General features: G+C 33.5%; 18 protein-coding genes. 17 read left to right on the top strand and 1 reads right to left on the bottom strand.

Annotated elements, in window-relative coordinates; all coding sequences use genetic code 11:
- Positions 1-88: 88 nt before the first annotated feature.
- From J2X75_RS26795 to J2X75_RS26780, 4 genes are all read left to right on the top strand, one after another.
- Entirely contained in the window at positions 89-1,642 is a 1,554-nt protein-coding gene (locus J2X75_RS26795) for an AAA family ATPase (RefSeq protein WP_310342081.1), read from the top strand.
- Positions 1,643-1,652: 10 nt separating this feature from the next.
- Positions 1,653-3,128, top strand: coding sequence for an LlaJI family restriction endonuclease (locus J2X75_RS26790; protein WP_310342078.1), 1,476 nt, complete (start codon positions 1,653-1,655; stop codon positions 3,126-3,128).
- A 223-nt stretch (positions 3,129-3,351) separates the two neighbouring features.
- Positions 3,352-3,531 (top strand): hypothetical protein, encoded by a 180-nt coding sequence (locus J2X75_RS26785; RefSeq protein ID WP_310342076.1) that lies wholly within the window; start codon positions 3,352-3,354, stop codon positions 3,529-3,531.
- 14 nt (positions 3,532-3,545) lie between these two features.
- Positions 3,546-3,710, top strand: coding sequence for a hypothetical protein (locus J2X75_RS26780; protein WP_310342074.1), 165 nt, complete (start codon positions 3,546-3,548; stop codon positions 3,708-3,710).
- Between the two features lie 41 nt (positions 3,711-3,751).
- Here the strand turns inward: J2X75_RS26780 and J2X75_RS26775 are convergent, their stop codons facing one another.
- Positions 3,752-4,096: a helix-turn-helix domain-containing protein gene (locus J2X75_RS26775; RefSeq protein WP_310342071.1), complete on the bottom strand. Its 345-nt coding sequence runs from the start codon at positions 4,094-4,096 to the stop codon at positions 3,752-3,754.
- Positions 4,097-4,290: 194 nt separating this feature from the next.
- Here J2X75_RS26775 and J2X75_RS26770 point away from each other — a divergent pair, with 194 nt between their 5' ends.
- The 13 genes from J2X75_RS26770 (at position 4,291) to J2X75_RS26710 (ending at position 16,318) form a co-directional block, all read left to right on the top strand.
- Entirely contained in the window at positions 4,291-5,286 is a 996-nt protein-coding gene (locus J2X75_RS26770; protein ID WP_310342068.1) for a copper amine oxidase N-terminal domain-containing protein, read from the top strand.
- 23 nt (positions 5,287-5,309) lie between these two features.
- The gene (locus J2X75_RS26765) at positions 5,310-6,251 is read left to right on the top strand and encodes a hypothetical protein (protein WP_310342065.1); all 942 of its coding nucleotides are present in this window, start codon (positions 5,310-5,312) and stop codon (positions 6,249-6,251) included.
- Between the two features lie 49 nt (positions 6,252-6,300).
- Positions 6,301-7,164, top strand: a complete 864-nt coding sequence (locus J2X75_RS26760; protein ID WP_310342062.1) for a hypothetical protein — start codon at positions 6,301-6,303, stop codon at positions 7,162-7,164.
- Between the two features lie 13 nt (positions 7,165-7,177).
- Positions 7,178-7,420 (top strand): hypothetical protein, encoded by a 243-nt coding sequence (locus J2X75_RS26755; RefSeq protein ID WP_310342061.1) that lies wholly within the window; start codon positions 7,178-7,180, stop codon positions 7,418-7,420.
- 134 nt (positions 7,421-7,554) lie between these two features.
- Positions 7,555-8,829 carry a hypothetical protein gene (locus tag J2X75_RS26750; RefSeq protein WP_310342058.1) on the top strand — a complete coding sequence of 425 codons (1,275 nt, stop codon included), beginning with the start codon at positions 7,555-7,557 and terminating at the stop codon, positions 8,827-8,829.
- A 160-nt stretch (positions 8,830-8,989) separates the two neighbouring features.
- Positions 8,990-9,526 carry a hypothetical protein gene (locus J2X75_RS26745; RefSeq protein WP_310342055.1) on the top strand — a complete coding sequence of 179 codons (537 nt, stop codon included), beginning with the start codon at positions 8,990-8,992 and terminating at the stop codon, positions 9,524-9,526.
- Positions 9,527-11,119 carry a DNA primase family protein gene (locus J2X75_RS26740; RefSeq protein WP_310342053.1) on the top strand — a complete coding sequence of 531 codons (1,593 nt, stop codon included), beginning with the start codon at positions 9,527-9,529 and terminating at the stop codon, positions 11,117-11,119.
- A gap of 164 nt (positions 11,120-11,283) precedes the next feature.
- Entirely contained in the window at positions 11,284-11,472 is a 189-nt protein-coding gene (locus J2X75_RS26735) for a helix-turn-helix transcriptional regulator (protein ID WP_310342050.1), read from the top strand.
- A 60-nt stretch (positions 11,473-11,532) separates the two neighbouring features.
- On the top strand, positions 11,533-12,645 hold the full coding sequence (locus J2X75_RS26730; protein ID WP_310342048.1) for a site-specific integrase: 1,113 nt from the start codon (positions 11,533-11,535) through the stop codon (positions 12,643-12,645).
- Between the two features lie 838 nt (positions 12,646-13,483).
- Positions 13,484-14,329 (top strand): ParA family protein, encoded by an 846-nt coding sequence (locus J2X75_RS26725; protein WP_310342046.1) that lies wholly within the window; start codon positions 13,484-13,486, stop codon positions 14,327-14,329.
- Between the two features lie 2 nt (positions 14,330-14,331).
- Entirely contained in the window at positions 14,332-14,688 is a 357-nt protein-coding gene (locus tag J2X75_RS26720; protein WP_310342044.1) for a hypothetical protein, read from the top strand.
- Positions 14,681-15,364: a hypothetical protein gene (locus J2X75_RS26715; protein ID WP_310342040.1), complete on the top strand. Its 684-nt coding sequence runs from the start codon at positions 14,681-14,683 to the stop codon at positions 15,362-15,364. Before J2X75_RS26720 ends, J2X75_RS26715 begins: the two co-directional genes overlap by 8 nt.
- Positions 15,365-15,556: 192 nt before the next feature.
- Complete coding sequence (locus tag J2X75_RS26710) at positions 15,557-16,318, top strand: hypothetical protein (protein ID WP_310342037.1); 762 nt, start codon at positions 15,557-15,559, stop codon at positions 16,316-16,318.
- Positions 16,319-16,517 lie beyond the last annotated feature (199 nt).

The following is a 16,517-nucleotide window of genomic DNA, read 5'->3' as shown; positions in this document are numbered from 1 at the left end:
GAGAAATAATAGAATTTGTTACATACAGTATCCAGTTTAGAATTAGTCCTTAGTTTTTAATAGAAAATATAGAATCGGGGGAAAAGTCATGGCGGTATATAAGTGGGCAGAATCAAATGGAGTAATAGTAGAAAGTGAATACGATAGAAGTGTCGATTCATTAAGTCCTGTAGAGGCTAAGAATGTGCTGATTGAGGCTCTTAGTGCTTTTGGGAACGTGATTCATTGCGAACCCATTAGTGGCGATTTAAATGAGGTTTATAAGATAGATATTCAAGTTCCAACAACAAAATATTCTGTAATTGTTAGTATAAAAGGAACTACTCCTGGGGGAAGAGCAAGTTTAAAAGATGAACAACGTATTCAACAAAAAAGTAAACACCTAAATTATATACATGAGCAGTTTAAAAATGGTGAGAATGCTACTACACTGGGTGTCTATAAAAGAGGTGATAATGTAATATTTTGTGCTTGGTCACCTAGTTACTCAGATGCTTCTTCAGGTGAAACACCAATATCTAAACAAATAAAAATTGAAACTATAGCAGGTGCTCTACAAGATGGTTTTGTATATCAACATAAGGGTTATAGGGATTTCGCATATGCATTTAGAAAAGAATTTATATATTTTTACTTAAAAAATTTAAGTTGGATTCATACAGATAGAGTAACCGAATTTTTTAGTCATACACCTCCTCTACCTTCTCATTCAGAAATAGATCAAAGCTTAAAGGCGAAATATAACCGTATTTTATTCGGTGCCCCGGGTACTGGGAAAAGCCATAGATTAAAAAAGGATTGTGAAGAGAATTTCGATTCAGAAAATTATGAGAGGGTTACGTTCCACCCTAACTACTCTTATGCCCAATTTGTAGGTACATATAAACCTGTCCCTACTGCTGATGTAATCACTTATAAATACGTCCCAGGCCCCTTTATGAGAGTGCTCGTTAAGGCTCTAAGAGAACCTGATACCAATCATTTGCTGATTATTGAGGAAATAAACCGTGCCAATATTGCAGCGGTATTCGGAGATGTTTTTCAGTTATTAGACCGCAAAGAAGGCAAAAGTGAGTATCCTATTGAGACAAGTGAAGATGTTCGGAAATATTTATCTGAAGTTCTACCTCAATATGAAGGTGGACTCACAAAACTAACAATACCTAGCAATATGTATATTTGGTCAACTATGAATAGTGCAGATCAAGGTGTGTTTCCAATGGATACAGCCTTTAAACGCAGATGGAGTTTTGAATATATAGGTATAGACGAAGGAAGTGAAACATTAGTAAATAATAAAATTGAGATATCCAGTAAAGGATATGAAGTTGAATGGGATAATTTCCGGAAAGAAATAAATCGCTTATTAATAGAAAAGTGTAAAGTCAATGAAGATAAACTATTGGGTCCTTTTTTCTTAGGATTAGATGTTCTAGAGAACAGTATTAAATTTAATGAAGCTTTCAAAAGTAAAGTGCTTATGTACTTGTATGAAGACGCTGCTAGACAATGTCGTCACGTATTATTTAAAGAGGGTTGTACAACCTATTCTGGTATATGTGAAGCTTATGATCAAATTGGCGAAGAAATCTTTGGACTATCCTTTGAACATAATTCGGCCTTAATTGGATCTGGATCGTAGGTGAAATTTAATGAAGGCTGCCTATTTCAGAGAACTGAAACGCTATACGAAAGAAGATATAGCTACGCTACTAGGTGCATCAGTTGAACAAATACTTCCTGTTATTCGTAAACTTAAATCTTATGGAATATTAAAGGCAGTGAAAAGTTCAGCACTTGAGTTAAAGCAATTCGAACTATCCGAACAAGAAGTTATAATCAGTGATATTGATATACAGACATCAGAAATACTTCTTGTATTTACTTATGTTGGTGTTGTTACAGTCGATAACTATATATTTAAGTGTTATCCTAAATATATAGTCCAAAGTTCATCACCATTGACCGAAATGAAACAAGTTCTTCAAGTTATTGCGAGATATGACTCTAGAGAGCAAATCTTAAAATTATCTGATGGGTTAAATAAATCTAGTGGATTTGATATGTTGTCTTCCATGTTATTCTTAATTAATGATTATTTGGAGCACGGGGTATATTCAAATCAGAAGGAAATAACTGAACTAGATGGTGAGGGAGAAATACTATGGGAGAAAACTATTGATGAGACGTATGCCTTTATTCACTTGAATACACCATACTATTTAAATTTGTATACCCATACTGTAATTGACGACGATTTTGAATATTTTAGACGTCTGCATAGTTGTATTGTAACTGAATGTTCAAGAAAATTACATGAAACAGAATTAGATCAATTATTCTCTATTAGTGGAACATATCCGAGTGATGAATATATTGATGATTTTGGAGATAGAGATCATATTATTTATCGTATAGAAAGAGAGATGAACGTACAGTTTGTTACTAGAAAACAAATGCTACTTAAAGTGATGCATGCGTTCTTATCTAATGACAGTATGACTCGAAGTAATCTCGGGTTTAGTATGTATGGCACAAATACTTACAATTTAATATGGGAGAAAGTTTGTTCAGAAGTTTTTGGAAATATGCTCGGTACAAAGTTATCGAATTTACCAATGAGGATTTCTCAAACTTATTCTCAACAGTCTGACAAAAAGCTTATACAATTGATCGATAAACCACTGTGGAGAGTGTTAGATCCTAATGCTAATGTAACTCATAGGGTCAAGGATACATTAACACCCGATTTAATTAGTATCTATAAGGTTGATAATTCTAAAATTTTTGGTATATTTGACGCAAAGTATTACAATATTAAACTAGATCATCAGGGGGTTGCAGGTCATCCTGGCGTTGGAGATATTACCAAACAGTATCTGTATCAGGAAGCGTACAAATCATTCATCGAGGAACATTCATTTGAAAATGTCATAAATGCTTTCCTTTTTCCTAGCGATCAGATGAATACTGAATTGATTGGAGAAGTGGAATTGTCCATTTTTCATAATTCTGAAGATGAGTTCTTAAAACCTATAAAAGTTGTTAAGTTATCTGCTAAGAAAATGTATTCATATTATCTAAATGGACAGAGAATGAGTATCCAGAATGAATTTCCATTCGTCTAGTTAGATGATTTACACAATACGCTTAATATCTTTAGCTTTTGACAGACAATAGTTTTAAGTTCTGTTTACAGAGCATTCTTCAAGGATTTAAGTATATATTATAATAATAGTTGACCTATAGATATCTGTACTAAGACAGAGAACTTCTGATTTCATTAAAGATCAGAAGTTCTCTGTCTATTTTTGTATGGAGATATTTATTCTACAATGGGGGTGAAAAAGTTTGATTAGAAATCCATTTTCAGCAATTCAGGAGACACTACACATTGCAGCAGGAACTTTAGTTGGGGGAGCGACAGGGGCAGCTGTGGGTACGATAATTTTACCTGGTGCTGGGACAGCAGTTGGCTATTTAATAGGAGCCAGCGGTGGTATTGCCATTGTAAAAAAATCAAAAAAGTAGGAGGTACAAATAAGATGTATGACCGTTTAAAACAGGCTCAAAATGCTGCTTCTGATGCAGTTGTTAAAACTTTGGAAAATAGATTTGATCTATTTAAAACAGCAAAGGATTTACATGAGAAATATAATAATAGAGAGTGCGAAGGTGTAATTTTTTCAGATAAGAAAACTGAGAAATGACTTATAAAGAGGTGAGCGTACCACCATACGCGCTCATCTCTTTATTTTTTATCTTTAAACATGAGTAGTTGTTGAATAAAATAATATACGTCTTCTTGTTCATTTGTTGTTCTACTCTTTAGTTCATATACAATCTTATCAATGTATTCCGTAGTGATAATGTTTTCAAGTTCAAGGTTTGTTTCGAATATATCTTTAATATTAACATCTAAAGCTGAAGCGATTTTATCTATAACGGAGATAGTAGGGCTTTTTTCGCCGCGTTCAATTTGTCCTAGATAGGACGTGTTTAAACCAGCTTTGAGGGCTAGTCTTTCTTGACTTAGTCCTCTTTTTTGGCGTGTGGTTCTTATATTTCCCCCAACAAGTGAGTTAACTTTGTTCATACATACCACCTGTTTCCTAAGAGTTACTTTAAGGAAACGATAATAGTATAAATGAATATGCTCAACGTGTTATAGACGTTTATTGAATTAGTTACTAAAAGCATTGAAAATGTAGTTCGTTTTACCTATAATCAAGTAAGTGTCTTGTAATAAATACCATTATATCTAAATTCACTAGGGGAGGCATACAAATTATGTTAAGAAAGAAACTATTTCTTTTGTTGCTCGTTGTTAGTCTATTTTTTGTTGGGACATATTCAATGGTGTCTGCATCAGAAGTCAATCCAAACATTGGAGAACAGTTTATTCTTCAGGCTAAAAATAAAATAATGCTAGTTAATGGTAGGAGTGTATTAATTGACTCTACTCGGAGGATAGCACCTGTCATGAATAAAGGGACCCTCTATATCCCAGCTAAGAATATATTGAGGGAACTAGGAGGTGTTATTGAATATGACAAAGTCCAAAAGAAAATTACTATAACTTTAGACGACAAGGTCTTCACCACATATTTAGGAAGCAAAATGATTAATATTAATGGTACTTTAAAACAAGTAAGCAATGAACCAATGTTAGTTAATGGTATTGTATGGATACCTATCCGATCTATAACCTATGGTTTCGATTTGAGTAGTAGATGGGATCAAATAAACAAGCGTTACATCTTTTACTACGGTGGACTGGGAGAACGATGGTACGAGAAAAATTATACGACCAAGGTTTCGAAACAGTACGGTAATTATAAGGACCAAGCTATTGGTTACACAATAAATTATAAGTTAGCTTGGGGAGACCCGTTAGTTATCCAAAGAGATAATGAAACTATAAAAACGATTTTTTACGAAAGTAGTAATTTACAAATTTATTCTTATTCTGATTATATGTTATCTTCCTATTCAGACGAGGAAGGGCTTATTTTAGAAGAGTCATACGAAGAGTATCTATATAGAGTAAATTTGATGAGCGATGATGTCAGAGAAGAGGCACCAGGAGTTGTAGATAAACTGTATACGACTATGAAAGATGATGGGGAGAACATAGTATTGGATGTGATTTCTTTTAAAGGAGATCAGGTCGGAGTAATAAGTATTGCTGTGCAAGGTGAGTTAAGTGATAAAGAGCTAAAGGTGTTAAAAGAATGGCAGCGCCTTATGGATACCAGCTTCAAACCAGACGGATCAGTGGGTTAATAATTATACTAAAGGAGAATTATATGCTTAAGAATAAAGCAATAAGTTTATTAGTAGCCATCATTTTAACGGCACAATTATTTATGGGTCATGTGTCTAACGCTGCAAATAGTTACACAGGAACTTGGAGCGATCAATATGAAATTGGTTCGTATGGATTGAATCAAATGGATCTTAATATGAAGGAAAAGGGGAAAAAAATAGAGGTGGAGGTTGCTAATACTCACTATTTGCCTATCAATGATAGTCGAGGTAGTTTTTTAGAAGCAACGGGAAGGTATCGATCTAGTGTAATAACTGGGACAGTGATATTTAATTCGACAGGTAAAGCCAGTTTCAGCTATAAGGATAAATACAACAATGGCCAAATGACAATCAGTGTAAAAAATGAAACAGTTATAATAACCTGGTCGGGAAAAGAGAATAGTGATTACTCTTTTCCTAAAGGAACGTTCAAATTGAAAAAGAAAGTGGCCCTATCTCCTTCTGAATCAAAAAAAATGGGCGTTTTTCTTAGCAATTTTACTGAGTTGCAGTTATATAAATTTGATTCCGAGAAAGTGAATAATTCGGAACTCATCCGTTTTGGTATATGGCATAACTACATTAACAATTTTAGTTCAAGAATAGGATCAGTGAACGGTAAACTTTATATTTCAAAATCATACGTAGAAGCATCAATACTAAAATATTTTAGTATAAAATTTAAGGATCATCGTACCACTCAGAATTTCAAATACAATGGCAGAGGATACACATTTGAAGGGTCTGATGGGGAAAGAATTTACTATGTTCAGATAGATGGTGTTTACGATCTTGGTAGTAACAATTATAGGATACATGGTCATTTGTACGATGCTGATTCTGGTGAAGAAGTTGTGAGTCGTGTCAGTGCAACTGTGAAAAAAATAAAGTCGGGCAATGGGTATAACTACGCTCTTAAAAAAATGAATGTTAAATATTAATTGCTTTTAGAGGATTGTCTTAAAACAGTCCTCTTAGAAGGAGAATATAATGAAAAAGACTATATTTCTTATCTTTGTGGTAGTTATGGCTGGATGCGGAACAGAAACCGATCAGGCTGTTCAGGATGTGACCTCAAAAGTACAAGAACAGTTCAGTAATATTACAGATCAAAACAATGAAAAAGTACTTGGCGTAAAGAATGGCTATTTTCAGTCCTATCCTAATGAATCAATTGGTGAAGCATTTGACCATTTTTTTGAGAACAATACGTGGAAATACTTTAAGACAGAGTCGAGTGAGGATGTGGTGGAATTCACTGGAAATACAGTTTATAGAGAAGCTAAGGTTAAAGCAAGGCTTCAATTTATTATAGATAAAACTAGCGGATTCGAGGTAGCAGCACTGTCCTTTAATGATGTTCCACAAGATAACATGATTAAAGCAGCGTTGCTTAAAAGTGTTTTTGAGAGTGGAGCCAGCACAGAAGAAACTAAATCTACATCTATGAATAATGAAATGACATCTGAAGCAGAAGAGGCAAGTAGGGAAGTAACAAAAGAGGTTCAGAGTGAACAAAATATTATATCTAAGAATGATGTATTTCCTGAACTCAGCTATGATGAAAAGAAGAGGCTAAATCTATTTTTTAGCAATTTAAGTGAAGCTTATTTTAATCAGTTTAATAAGGATAATTATAATACAGAGAAATTAATTGATTTTGCAGTCATACATAACAAAATCAATTACCCAAAGCGAATAAAAACGGAACAAGTTAAAGGTGAATTTTATGACACACTTGAGAATAAGTATGTAGTTGACACAATCAAAAGATTTTTCGGTATTAACATCAAAACGGTAGCTACTCAGGCTTATTCTTTAAAGGGGGGGGAGATATCAATGGTTATCCGCTGACGGCGAAGAGTACATGAATTTCTCACAGGTTACTGACTTATACGATAACAATGATGGTAAATTTACAGCAAAGATTCAAATTTATACCTCTGATACTGAAAGTCAGGGCGAAAGTATTTTGTATGAACCCAAGGATGAGGCATGGGGGAATGAAATTGGATATGATAACTATGGAACTGCTACTGCTATCATAAAAAAGGCGAGATTACTGAATAAAGATACTTATCAGATAATTGATTATAGTGCAACTCGTTAATAATGCTAAGAGATGTTCCTGAGACATCTCTTAGCATTATTGGTAGTCATTATATACTTTTAGTCCAAATAATGTCTAGAATTGGGATGCGTGTAGTGTTATATTTTTAAAAAAATAGAATGGATGAAATAAGGATGTTTCAATATTGCGAAGACTCCAAAAGAATTTTACAATCAATCCTAGGTTTTAAGTTAGACATAACGGATGGTGAAGAAATAGCAAGTTTAAATATGTTATTAGAAAATATAAGTTTTGGAGATGTAGTGAATCATATACTGATTCCATTAGACCTGGATACTTTAGAATTTAAAAATTCTTTAATTAACAGTGCACTTTTTGCATTAAAAAGAAGCGTTGAAAGAGAAATATTATCATTTGAGAGCCTGGGCGAGACTCTAGAATTTTGTAATATAGATGAAAGAGACGATCAAGGAGCAACAGATATTTATGATAGTCTTGTATTTTCTTCTGTGGATGATTATTACGAGATATATGGAGAATTGATTCAGAAATTTTTGACTAAGAAGTGGAATAGCCAGATTGATATACATAGTAGTATTGAAAAGTTGTTCCTAAAGCAAGGAAATAAAGTTTTGAAGAACGGTTCAATATATAAAATCTTTGCAGATACATCTATTAGGTACAAAAAACCCTTAAAGAAAATAATGAATCCCTCACGGTTGAATAAGATTGACCTACAAGAGATTAAAGAGAATACAAAAATTTTCTTAAACTTGATAAATAAGCTCGAAGATATATCAGTTGTAGACGAGATTTATGATTTTGAATTAGATACTGGCGCCTCCTTTGTGTTTGATCTATATGATTTATTCAATGGAATGGAAGAGAATAATCTATATAGTAAAACACAAATGCAGACAATAGCTTCTGTTTATATGATTGAATCTCCAGAACTGAGAAGAATTATTTTGAAGTCTATAAGAGAAGAGGGTCTGGGTTTCATTGAAACATTTATCATAGGACTTATGAAAATTAGATATTTTATAATACCTCTATTAGAAGATTTTTTGAGAGAAACTATCCTTATTAGAAACTTTGAGAATAGAGGATTCACGGGGAATTATAGGCTAAAATCTTGTGTTAATCTCTATATTTTTTTATCACAGAGTCATTATTGGGATCAGAAGTCACAGGAGAGCATAAACAATATCAAGCAGATAATAAGCATAAAAAACAGTTCTTTAAATAATAGAATATTCTCAAGAGTCCCATATAATTTGAACTTGGTCAGGGATAGATTAAAAACTATGGATGGTATTATAATAAACAATATAAATACAATTAATTCCAATTCTGAAGATGATAAAAACAAGAAGTATCCGTTAGATCTCTTAATTTCTAGAGAGCATGACTCCTTCCTAAATAAGGTAGTAAAAATAAAAGAATAAAAAATCACTAAACACTAATTCTTATGAGTTAGTGTTTTTCTTTATATATAGAGGGTTCTACTGTATAAAAAATGATTGTGGCTCTTCTTACAGTAAAAAACGACAAGGTATACTTCGATTTGTAAGCCATTAAGGCAAATTGGAGAGGGGTTCATAGGAAATGAAGATACCACACATTCATGAGAACGAAATTAAGCTCTTAGATAACAAAAATGTTGATCGAGATGATATCCAGTGTTACATGATTCAAGGTGAGAAATCCGTAATGTACATCAACGAGTGTAACCTAGACAAAGGTAATCTATTTATTGGATTTATAGAGGGAGATAAAAAAATTGTGATGGCACGCCATTCTAATAGGTATTTGTCTCAAGGAATAGATGAAGATAACAGCTTTTTACGAGTTACTTTTGATTGTCGAAAAACAGATATTAAATTCCATGTTGTTCAAAATGATAGGTATCTGAAGCTAAAGAACAGCGATGATTCTAACAACGTCTTCATGATTGTAATGGTGGAATGTGCTGAGTTTCTACAACTTTCGTTATACGATGGAAGCCTTGAACAAAAAGTTAGTCATATATTTGTAACAGCAGCAAATATTAAAGATAAGCTAAGGGTACTTACATTTAGTATGTTGAATAACCGCTTTCCTTCTTTCTATGATAATCTCAAATTTCAAATGGAGGCCGAATAAATGAGTAAGCAAACAGGGGAGTATTGGAATATAGACATCTCTAACGATAGAAAAACTGTTAGTTCTGAGTATGTAGGAAGAAGTGAAACAATTGATGATAATTATGTAACAGTAGTTAGACAGGAAAGTAAACCATCAGAAGTTTTTATGAAAAAACACAGTGATGAAACTGATTATAGCCTAGTCCATAGCAAACAATTGGAGGGAAAACAGTCAGTTTCCCATCACGATAAAGTTAATGACAACCAGGTCGCTGAGTTATTTAACCAAAAGGGAAATCAGAGTTCAAGAGAAGATATTGCTTACAAAGTAGCCAGTGCAATGATGAATAAAATTACAATAAGGTGCTGTGGCAAACAAATTTACGTATATGACAATTCAAATGGATATTTCGAAGAAGTATCAGAATCTCAATTTACAGTTTACGTTAGGAAAAACATCTCTGCGGAGATGGATAAGAAATTGAATAAGAATCGAATGATCGAGTTGATATACCGGATAGAGAGCGATCCACATTTGCAAATAAATCATAAAGACTTCAATAGATTTATCCATCTGATCAATTTTAGTAACGGTGTTTATAATCTTAAAGACGATACGTTTAATAGACACAAGCCTGATTATCTATTTACAAATTTCATAGATGGAAATTATGATCCTAAATTTGCTAATAAATTTAGTAGGTATACTAATCATTTCACAGAGTTTCTTGATGAATGTACTCAAGGCGATAGGTACAAAATTATGTCTCTTCAAGAACTTACAGGGTACATTTTGAGCAATTATAGCAATGCCAAAAAATTCTTTATATTACTGGGTCAGGCCCATTCTGGAAAATCATTATGGCTAAGTATCTGGCGAAGCTTGATCGGTGAACGTTTCACTACAGCGGTAACCCTAAAACAACTTGGAACTAATAGATTCATGGCTGCAGAGTTATTTAAGTCTAGGCTTAATATATCACCGGAAATGAATGAGGAAGGAAGTTTGAAGGGAGTGGATGTCATTAAAGCACTGACAGGTGGAGATTTAATTACTGGAGAGAAGAAGGGGAAAGATCCCTTTTACTTCTATAGCAAAACAAAACTTGTAGCAGCTGGTAATCACATGCCTAGCTTGAGCAAGGCAGATACAACTGGTGCACTAACAGACAGGATGATGTTCATAATGTTTAATCAATCTGTACCAGAGGAAAGGCGAGATAAAGCACTTCTTGAGAAATTGATGAAAGAAAAGAATTATATCATAATGTGGGCTATTGATGGCTTAAGGAGATTAAAACAACAAAACTTTGTCTTTACAGAGAGTAGCGACGCTATAGAGTTTAAAAACCAATTTAAAGCTGAGAGCGGGATTACAGGATTTATAGAAGACTGCTGCATAATTGATGTAGGCGATAGAGAACTCAAAACTCATAGAAAACTATTGTATGAGACATATATTGGCTACTGTAAAAATAACCAGTCAAAGGCTATGAGTTCAAAGGACTTCTTCAATGAAGTTATTAAAACTGGAATTGAGCCAGCAAAGTTTCGTATAGACGGAACCACACCATTAGCAGGATATCGAGGCATTAAATTAAAGCACTCATAATTACAGGCTACAGTGGCTACGTTTATCAATAAAGTCCGGTATCATAAGGGTTTAAGAGTTCGTAACGTAGAATTTCAATTCTACAATGTATCTCGTAATGTAGCTACGACAGTGAAAACTACAAAAGTTAAAGTATATATTATTTTCGTGTGGAGGAATAGATTATGAATCTGAATAACCAAACTGATCATAAAGAATTTTATTCAGTATCTGATTTGCTGAAATTATTACCTGTTGGGAGGAATGCAATATACAAACTTGTAAACGAGACTGATTTTCCGAAAATTAAGATAGGTAGTCGAATCGTCATTCCTTCACAGCAGTTTTGGGCCTATATTGATCAGAAGTTATAAATATGAATACTATTCGGGGATGTCTTCCAATGTAGATGTTTCTGAAGGGGAGGGATAAGATTGGCTGGTAGTATACAGAAAATAGGCAATAAATTTCGTCTAACAATGGAAGTAGGTGTTGATGTAAAAGGTAGGAGATTAAGAAAATATAAAACTTTTCAAACGGAACGAGAAGCTAAGAAAGCATTGAATGATTTTAATTATAATCAAGAAAGAAACTTATTAGTGCACACCCCTAAACTATCTTTAAGTCAATTTCTCAATCATTGGATGGAGGTCTATGTTCAAACTAACTGTGAACAGACGACACAGTATGGTTATAAAAATATAATAAAACATATCATGAGTTATATGGGTAGCATGTTTCTTGAGAATCTCAGACCTGATCATATCCAACAGTACTATACGTATTTAATGAATGAGAAGGGTCTTTCAAGTAATACGGTACACAAACATCATGCTATACTACACAAGGCTTTTGATTTCGGTTTAAAGCAACAATATGTCTACAGGAATATAGCTGATGCTGTGATGTTACCAAAAAAATTAAAATACGAAGGCCAGTCGTACACTAAAGAACAACTTAGACTACTTCTAGAACTTGTGAAGGGTACTAAGTTAGAAGTACCTATCTATCTAGCAGGATTGTTGGGTATGCGGAGAGAAGAGATTGTCGGATTACGTTGGAAGTATGTTGATTTGGACAATAGGATTTTGTATATCCATGAAGTTCGAACGAGCGCTGGGAAAGAAACTATAATAAAGAGGCCTAAAACAGAAAAAAGCCGAAGATCACTTCATATTGATGATAGCTTACACAGTATTCTTTTAAATCACCGACAACTGCAAGCCTCATGGAAGCAGAGTTCAGGAGCGAATTTCGAAGATACTGGTTATGTCTTTACTAAACAAGACGGCAGACCATACAGAGTGAATTCTATTACAGAACAGTTTGCTGCATTTCTCGTAAAACATAATTTACCAAAAATTAGATTGCATGATTTACGCCATACATGGTGTAGTATACTTTTTAATGAAGGTGTATCTCTTAAATCTATCTCGGAAGCAATGGGGCATTCTGAGATTGGAACAACAAGCAGGATTTACGCTCACTCGTTTGATAAAGTACACAAGAGTACCGTCAACGCTATATCTAAAGCTGTAATTGATTAGTGTAGTTGTTTGTAGACGTGAAGTAGACAAACCAGTTAACACATCATAATCTGTCTTAGTATTGTATAATCACCGACTCACTAAAAAATTTAGTTAAAATACCTTTTTCAGACTAGATAAACAGCAGTAACACAGCTTAAAATGAGGGAGACAGGGGTTCGACTCCCCTCGCCTCCATTAGTAGTATCAGTGAGACCGCCTATTCAGGCGGTCTTTCTTTGTTATATGCGCGTATGCTTACAAGAGTTTTAAGAGGAATTTTCACATAAAAATTCTACGATCTATTAGATATGGTAATGGCGATCCGCAGATGTGGATGAGGAATAATGCTTTGTTGAATAAGACAATAGTAGCAAAAATATAGTTCATTAGTATCGAAAAAAGCCGACGACTACCTTTACAGACTTTGGGCAATGTGAGAACATGTGTATATAGAATAAATCTGTTTCAAAGGGACTGATTAGCGTGTAGCTGAACTTCGTATAAGTATTCGCTGAAAACCCTCCTGACTGGGCAATTAGAGAAATAATTGGATTACATTTCCATTAGCTATGGAAATGAGCATAGAGAAAGTTAGTTAAATTGCAGGGAATGTTACTTATATCTAGTTTGGAAGTTATTAAGTTAAATAGATGATAAGCAAAAGAAGGGAATTGCATCACTTGCCGATAACCTACAGGGTGGTTATAGAAGAAATCCAATTTTTTATACATATATAGGTCTGGAAAGTTGCTGAGGCTGGCATTGGCTTTTAATATGGTTCCTCTCCGTAACTATAAAAGCGTAGTATCATGTACTTAAATATACAATCACACTATTTAAAAGTGAGGCGAAGTAAGTGAGTAGTTTAAAAAACGGTCAAATAATATCTTTTATTAATATGAAGGGTGGAGTCGGTAAGACTACTCTAAGTATTGGGGTTGCTGATTATCTAGCTAACGTTCATGAGGAAAAGAAGAAAATACTCATTATTGACGTTGATCCACAGTTTAATGCAACTCAGGCACTGCTTGATGCCTATTATAGCGGTGATTATTTTGCTGATGTGTTACCACTTGAGAAAACAATCAATAAACTATTTAGACCTCAAGTCGATTTTAGAGAAGGTTACTCATCCCCTACTAAGGATAGTTTAATTATATCCCTGACAGAAAATCTAGATATTATTTGCGGTGATTTAAATCTCGTTCTGGCGAATAAATCTAGTGATTACACACATGTTAAGAGATTGCGTAGATTCATTAATGATAACCGTCTTAGAGAAATATATGATCTTATTATTATTGATTGTCCCCCTACTTTAACAATTTACACAGACAGTGCTCTACTTGCATCTGATTATTATTTGATACCTAATAGAATTGATAGATATTCTATAATTGGTATATCATCTTTACAAAAGGCAATACGAAATTTAACAAGAGAAGAAGAAAAAGAGTTGAATTGCATTGGTTTAGTATATACGATGAGGGAGGATACGTTGTCTCAGAAACAAGAGAGAATGAAGGCTAGTTTTGAGGAAAAAGAAGATGTCGAGGGGGTACATATCTTCACTGGATATTCATGCATAGTGAAAGACTTGCAAGTAGGGCTACAAGGACCTATACCTACAAAATATAAGCGATCTTTAGAGGATATTCGAGCAGTATCGTATGAATTATTACTTAGATTGAGAGGGGAATAGACATGGAGGGTCAGTTTCATTTATATCAAAGTGAACTTCGATCAAAAAATATTCCTCGATATAAAATGACAGGCATTGTTACGGAGATTCTCCTTTCGAAAGATGTATTTCCTAGAAACGAGGATATTTCTGCGTTTCTGAAGAATGTTTTTGATATCGCATATAAGGAATATGTATTAAAATCAAGAACTACTATACTGGCTAGGTGTATCAGAGATATATATATGGTTGAAGAGAACGTTTATGAACAATACCGTAGAAAATTGTTAGACTACGTTAAGTCTGGCAGTGAGGTTAAACCCACTTCAAAAAAAGTTGAAAATAGCTTGCATAAATGGATGGATGGAATAAATGAATAGAATCTATGACCCTACTTTCGAAGAACTCAGAATTGTTAAAGGTGAGATACAAAGTTTTGTTAACGATAATTTTAATCCTTCGTCAGAGCATCTGAAAAATTATTTTATTAATATATGCAAGAAGATTGTATTAGTCAAATACCTAATAAGACAACTACCAACGGACTACAGATATAGAGCTTTGCTATCTGACTTGTATTACCTCTTAAATAGCATAGAACTGGGCGAACTAAGATATTATTATCTAAATATCCGTTCTATAATTGAGCAATCTATGAGAATAGTTGTAGATATTGCAGATACCACTACCATAACTTATGTCGAACTTATGGAGAGTGTGTCTGGCTTTAGAAATACTATTAACCATATTAGAGAGGTTAATATAGGAATTATTCAAGACGAATACAGTAAGGCATGTCTGTACGTGCATGGGAATTCTAACGCACAAATGGGCCTAGCTGAATATTACAATACTTCTTTTCGGACAACTAAAAGTATTGAGGGATTAGAAACAAAATTAAATCAATTGGTGGGACTATTAAAGTCAGTATTCAGTCTAATAATACTTAGTCAAGCGGGAGTTACGGATGCAGCATTTCATAGGAGAAAATCTATATTAAGATATCTGATAAGCGATGATAATCTGGTTAATTATGTGATCTTACAAGATGCCTAAAAGCTGTGAATTACGGATCACTTACGATGCGTCCGCTTCATTAAGACGGAAAAAGAAACTTAGTTGACCTCAAGATCGAACAGAACATGAGCGAACTCGAAAAATGCAAATATTTTAGTTGTTTTGAATAGAGCTTTTCATTGAAATAAATAAAAAACAGTTTGAGTTGAGTACTAAAAAAGGAGAGTAAGCATGACTAAAAATTATAATGAAGTTGAATCAGATAATGTGGTAGGAAGGCTATATAATTTGATTGCTACACTTAAACAAACTAGTAAAACCAATGCCGAAGGTGCATTTAGTAAGGTTTTTTCATTAGAAGAGAACGATAGAGTTTCAATCTTGACTAATTACGCTGAGTTATTCAAAATGTGCAATATTGGAATAAATGAGTTAGAAAGATTAAAACCGAAAAAATTAGAAAAATACAAAAATACTCTTAGTCAGACTAGTGAAGGAATTGCCAAAATTTATTTTAATGCAAATCCATTAACGGTTAATAATGGAATGGATAAATTTAAGGATCATTTTTCAAGTAGTTTAATGCAATCACTCGAGAGTTGTGCAGATTATTTATCTGAAAATAGTTCTGAAGAAATTGTTGAAAATGAAAAAATTCATGAATTACTCAAAGAAGTCTATGAACTTGAAGAATCTATAGTTAACAGTAAATTACTTAGTGGCCTAGAAAAAGTACTTATTTATCAACTAAACAATGTTAGAGAGTCCTTATTAAAATACAAATTCTATGGCTCACAGGTCATTATCGACAGTGTTGCAACTACACTAGGAACAGTAATTATGAATCGGGATAAAATTGAAGATAATCAAGATAAAGGTAACATTGAACGGCTTTTAAAGCTCATAGCAAAAATTAATTCAATTTTTAGTTTCAAGGATAACAGCATTAAATTAGTAGGTGAAATTTTTAGAAAATTAACTGGTGGGGAATAATTACTGTATCAACAGACACTGAGATGACTCGTAAGGGATAACGGGCGACATCAAAGTTGTGACTACACCCGTAGAAGCTTATGTGTCGTTATCTTCGGATAGGGGTTCGACTCCCCTCGCCTCCATTAATAGTAACAACAGCGGCCACCATTTGGTGGCTGTTTTTGTATATCAATCTATTATTCTGGTAATACTAATT

The organism is Paenibacillus sp. 2003 (genome assembly GCF_031455635.1).
Lineage (GTDB): Bacteria > Bacillota > Bacilli > Paenibacillales > Paenibacillaceae > Paenibacillus > Paenibacillus amylolyticus_B.
This window is presented reverse-complemented; position numbering and strand designations above follow the sequence as displayed.

What these genes read in the sequence shown, in the direction of transcription:
- J2X75_RS26795 (WP_310342081.1), top strand. Translation starts at nt 89, where the DNA reads ATGGCGGTATATAAGTGGGCAGAATCAAATGGAGTAATAGTAGAAAGT.
- J2X75_RS26790 (WP_310342078.1), top strand. Translation starts at nt 1,653, where the DNA reads ATGAAGGCTGCCTATTTCAGAGAACTGAAACGCTATACGAAAGAAGAT.
- J2X75_RS26780 (WP_310342074.1), top strand. Translation starts at nt 3,546, where the DNA reads ATGTATGACCGTTTAAAACAGGCTCAAAATGCTGCTTCTGATGCAGTT.
- J2X75_RS26775 (WP_310342071.1), bottom strand. Translation starts at nt 4,096, where the DNA reads ATGAACAAAGTTAACTCACTTGTTGGGGGAAATATAAGAACCACACGC.
- J2X75_RS26770 (WP_310342068.1), top strand. Translation starts at nt 4,291, where the DNA reads ATGTTAAGAAAGAAACTATTTCTTTTGTTGCTCGTTGTTAGTCTATTT.
- J2X75_RS26765 (WP_310342065.1), top strand. Translation starts at nt 5,310, where the DNA reads ATGCTTAAGAATAAAGCAATAAGTTTATTAGTAGCCATCATTTTAACG.
- J2X75_RS26760 (WP_310342062.1), top strand. Translation starts at nt 6,301, where the DNA reads ATGAAAAAGACTATATTTCTTATCTTTGTGGTAGTTATGGCTGGATGC.
- J2X75_RS26755 (WP_310342061.1), top strand. Translation starts at nt 7,178, where the DNA reads ATGAATTTCTCACAGGTTACTGACTTATACGATAACAATGATGGTAAA.
- J2X75_RS26750 (WP_310342058.1), top strand. Translation starts at nt 7,555, where the DNA reads ATGTTTCAATATTGCGAAGACTCCAAAAGAATTTTACAATCAATCCTA.
- J2X75_RS26745 (WP_310342055.1), top strand. Translation starts at nt 8,990, where the DNA reads ATGAAGATACCACACATTCATGAGAACGAAATTAAGCTCTTAGATAAC.
- J2X75_RS26740 (WP_310342053.1), top strand. Translation starts at nt 9,527, where the DNA reads ATGAGTAAGCAAACAGGGGAGTATTGGAATATAGACATCTCTAACGAT.
- J2X75_RS26735 (WP_310342050.1), top strand. Translation starts at nt 11,284, where the DNA reads ATGAATCTGAATAACCAAACTGATCATAAAGAATTTTATTCAGTATCT.
- J2X75_RS26720 (WP_310342044.1), top strand. Translation starts at nt 14,332, where the DNA reads ATGGAGGGTCAGTTTCATTTATATCAAAGTGAACTTCGATCAAAAAAT.
- J2X75_RS26715 (WP_310342040.1), top strand. Translation starts at nt 14,681, where the DNA reads ATGAATAGAATCTATGACCCTACTTTCGAAGAACTCAGAATTGTTAAA.
- J2X75_RS26710 (WP_310342037.1), top strand. Translation starts at nt 15,557, where the DNA reads ATGACTAAAAATTATAATGAAGTTGAATCAGATAATGTGGTAGGAAGG.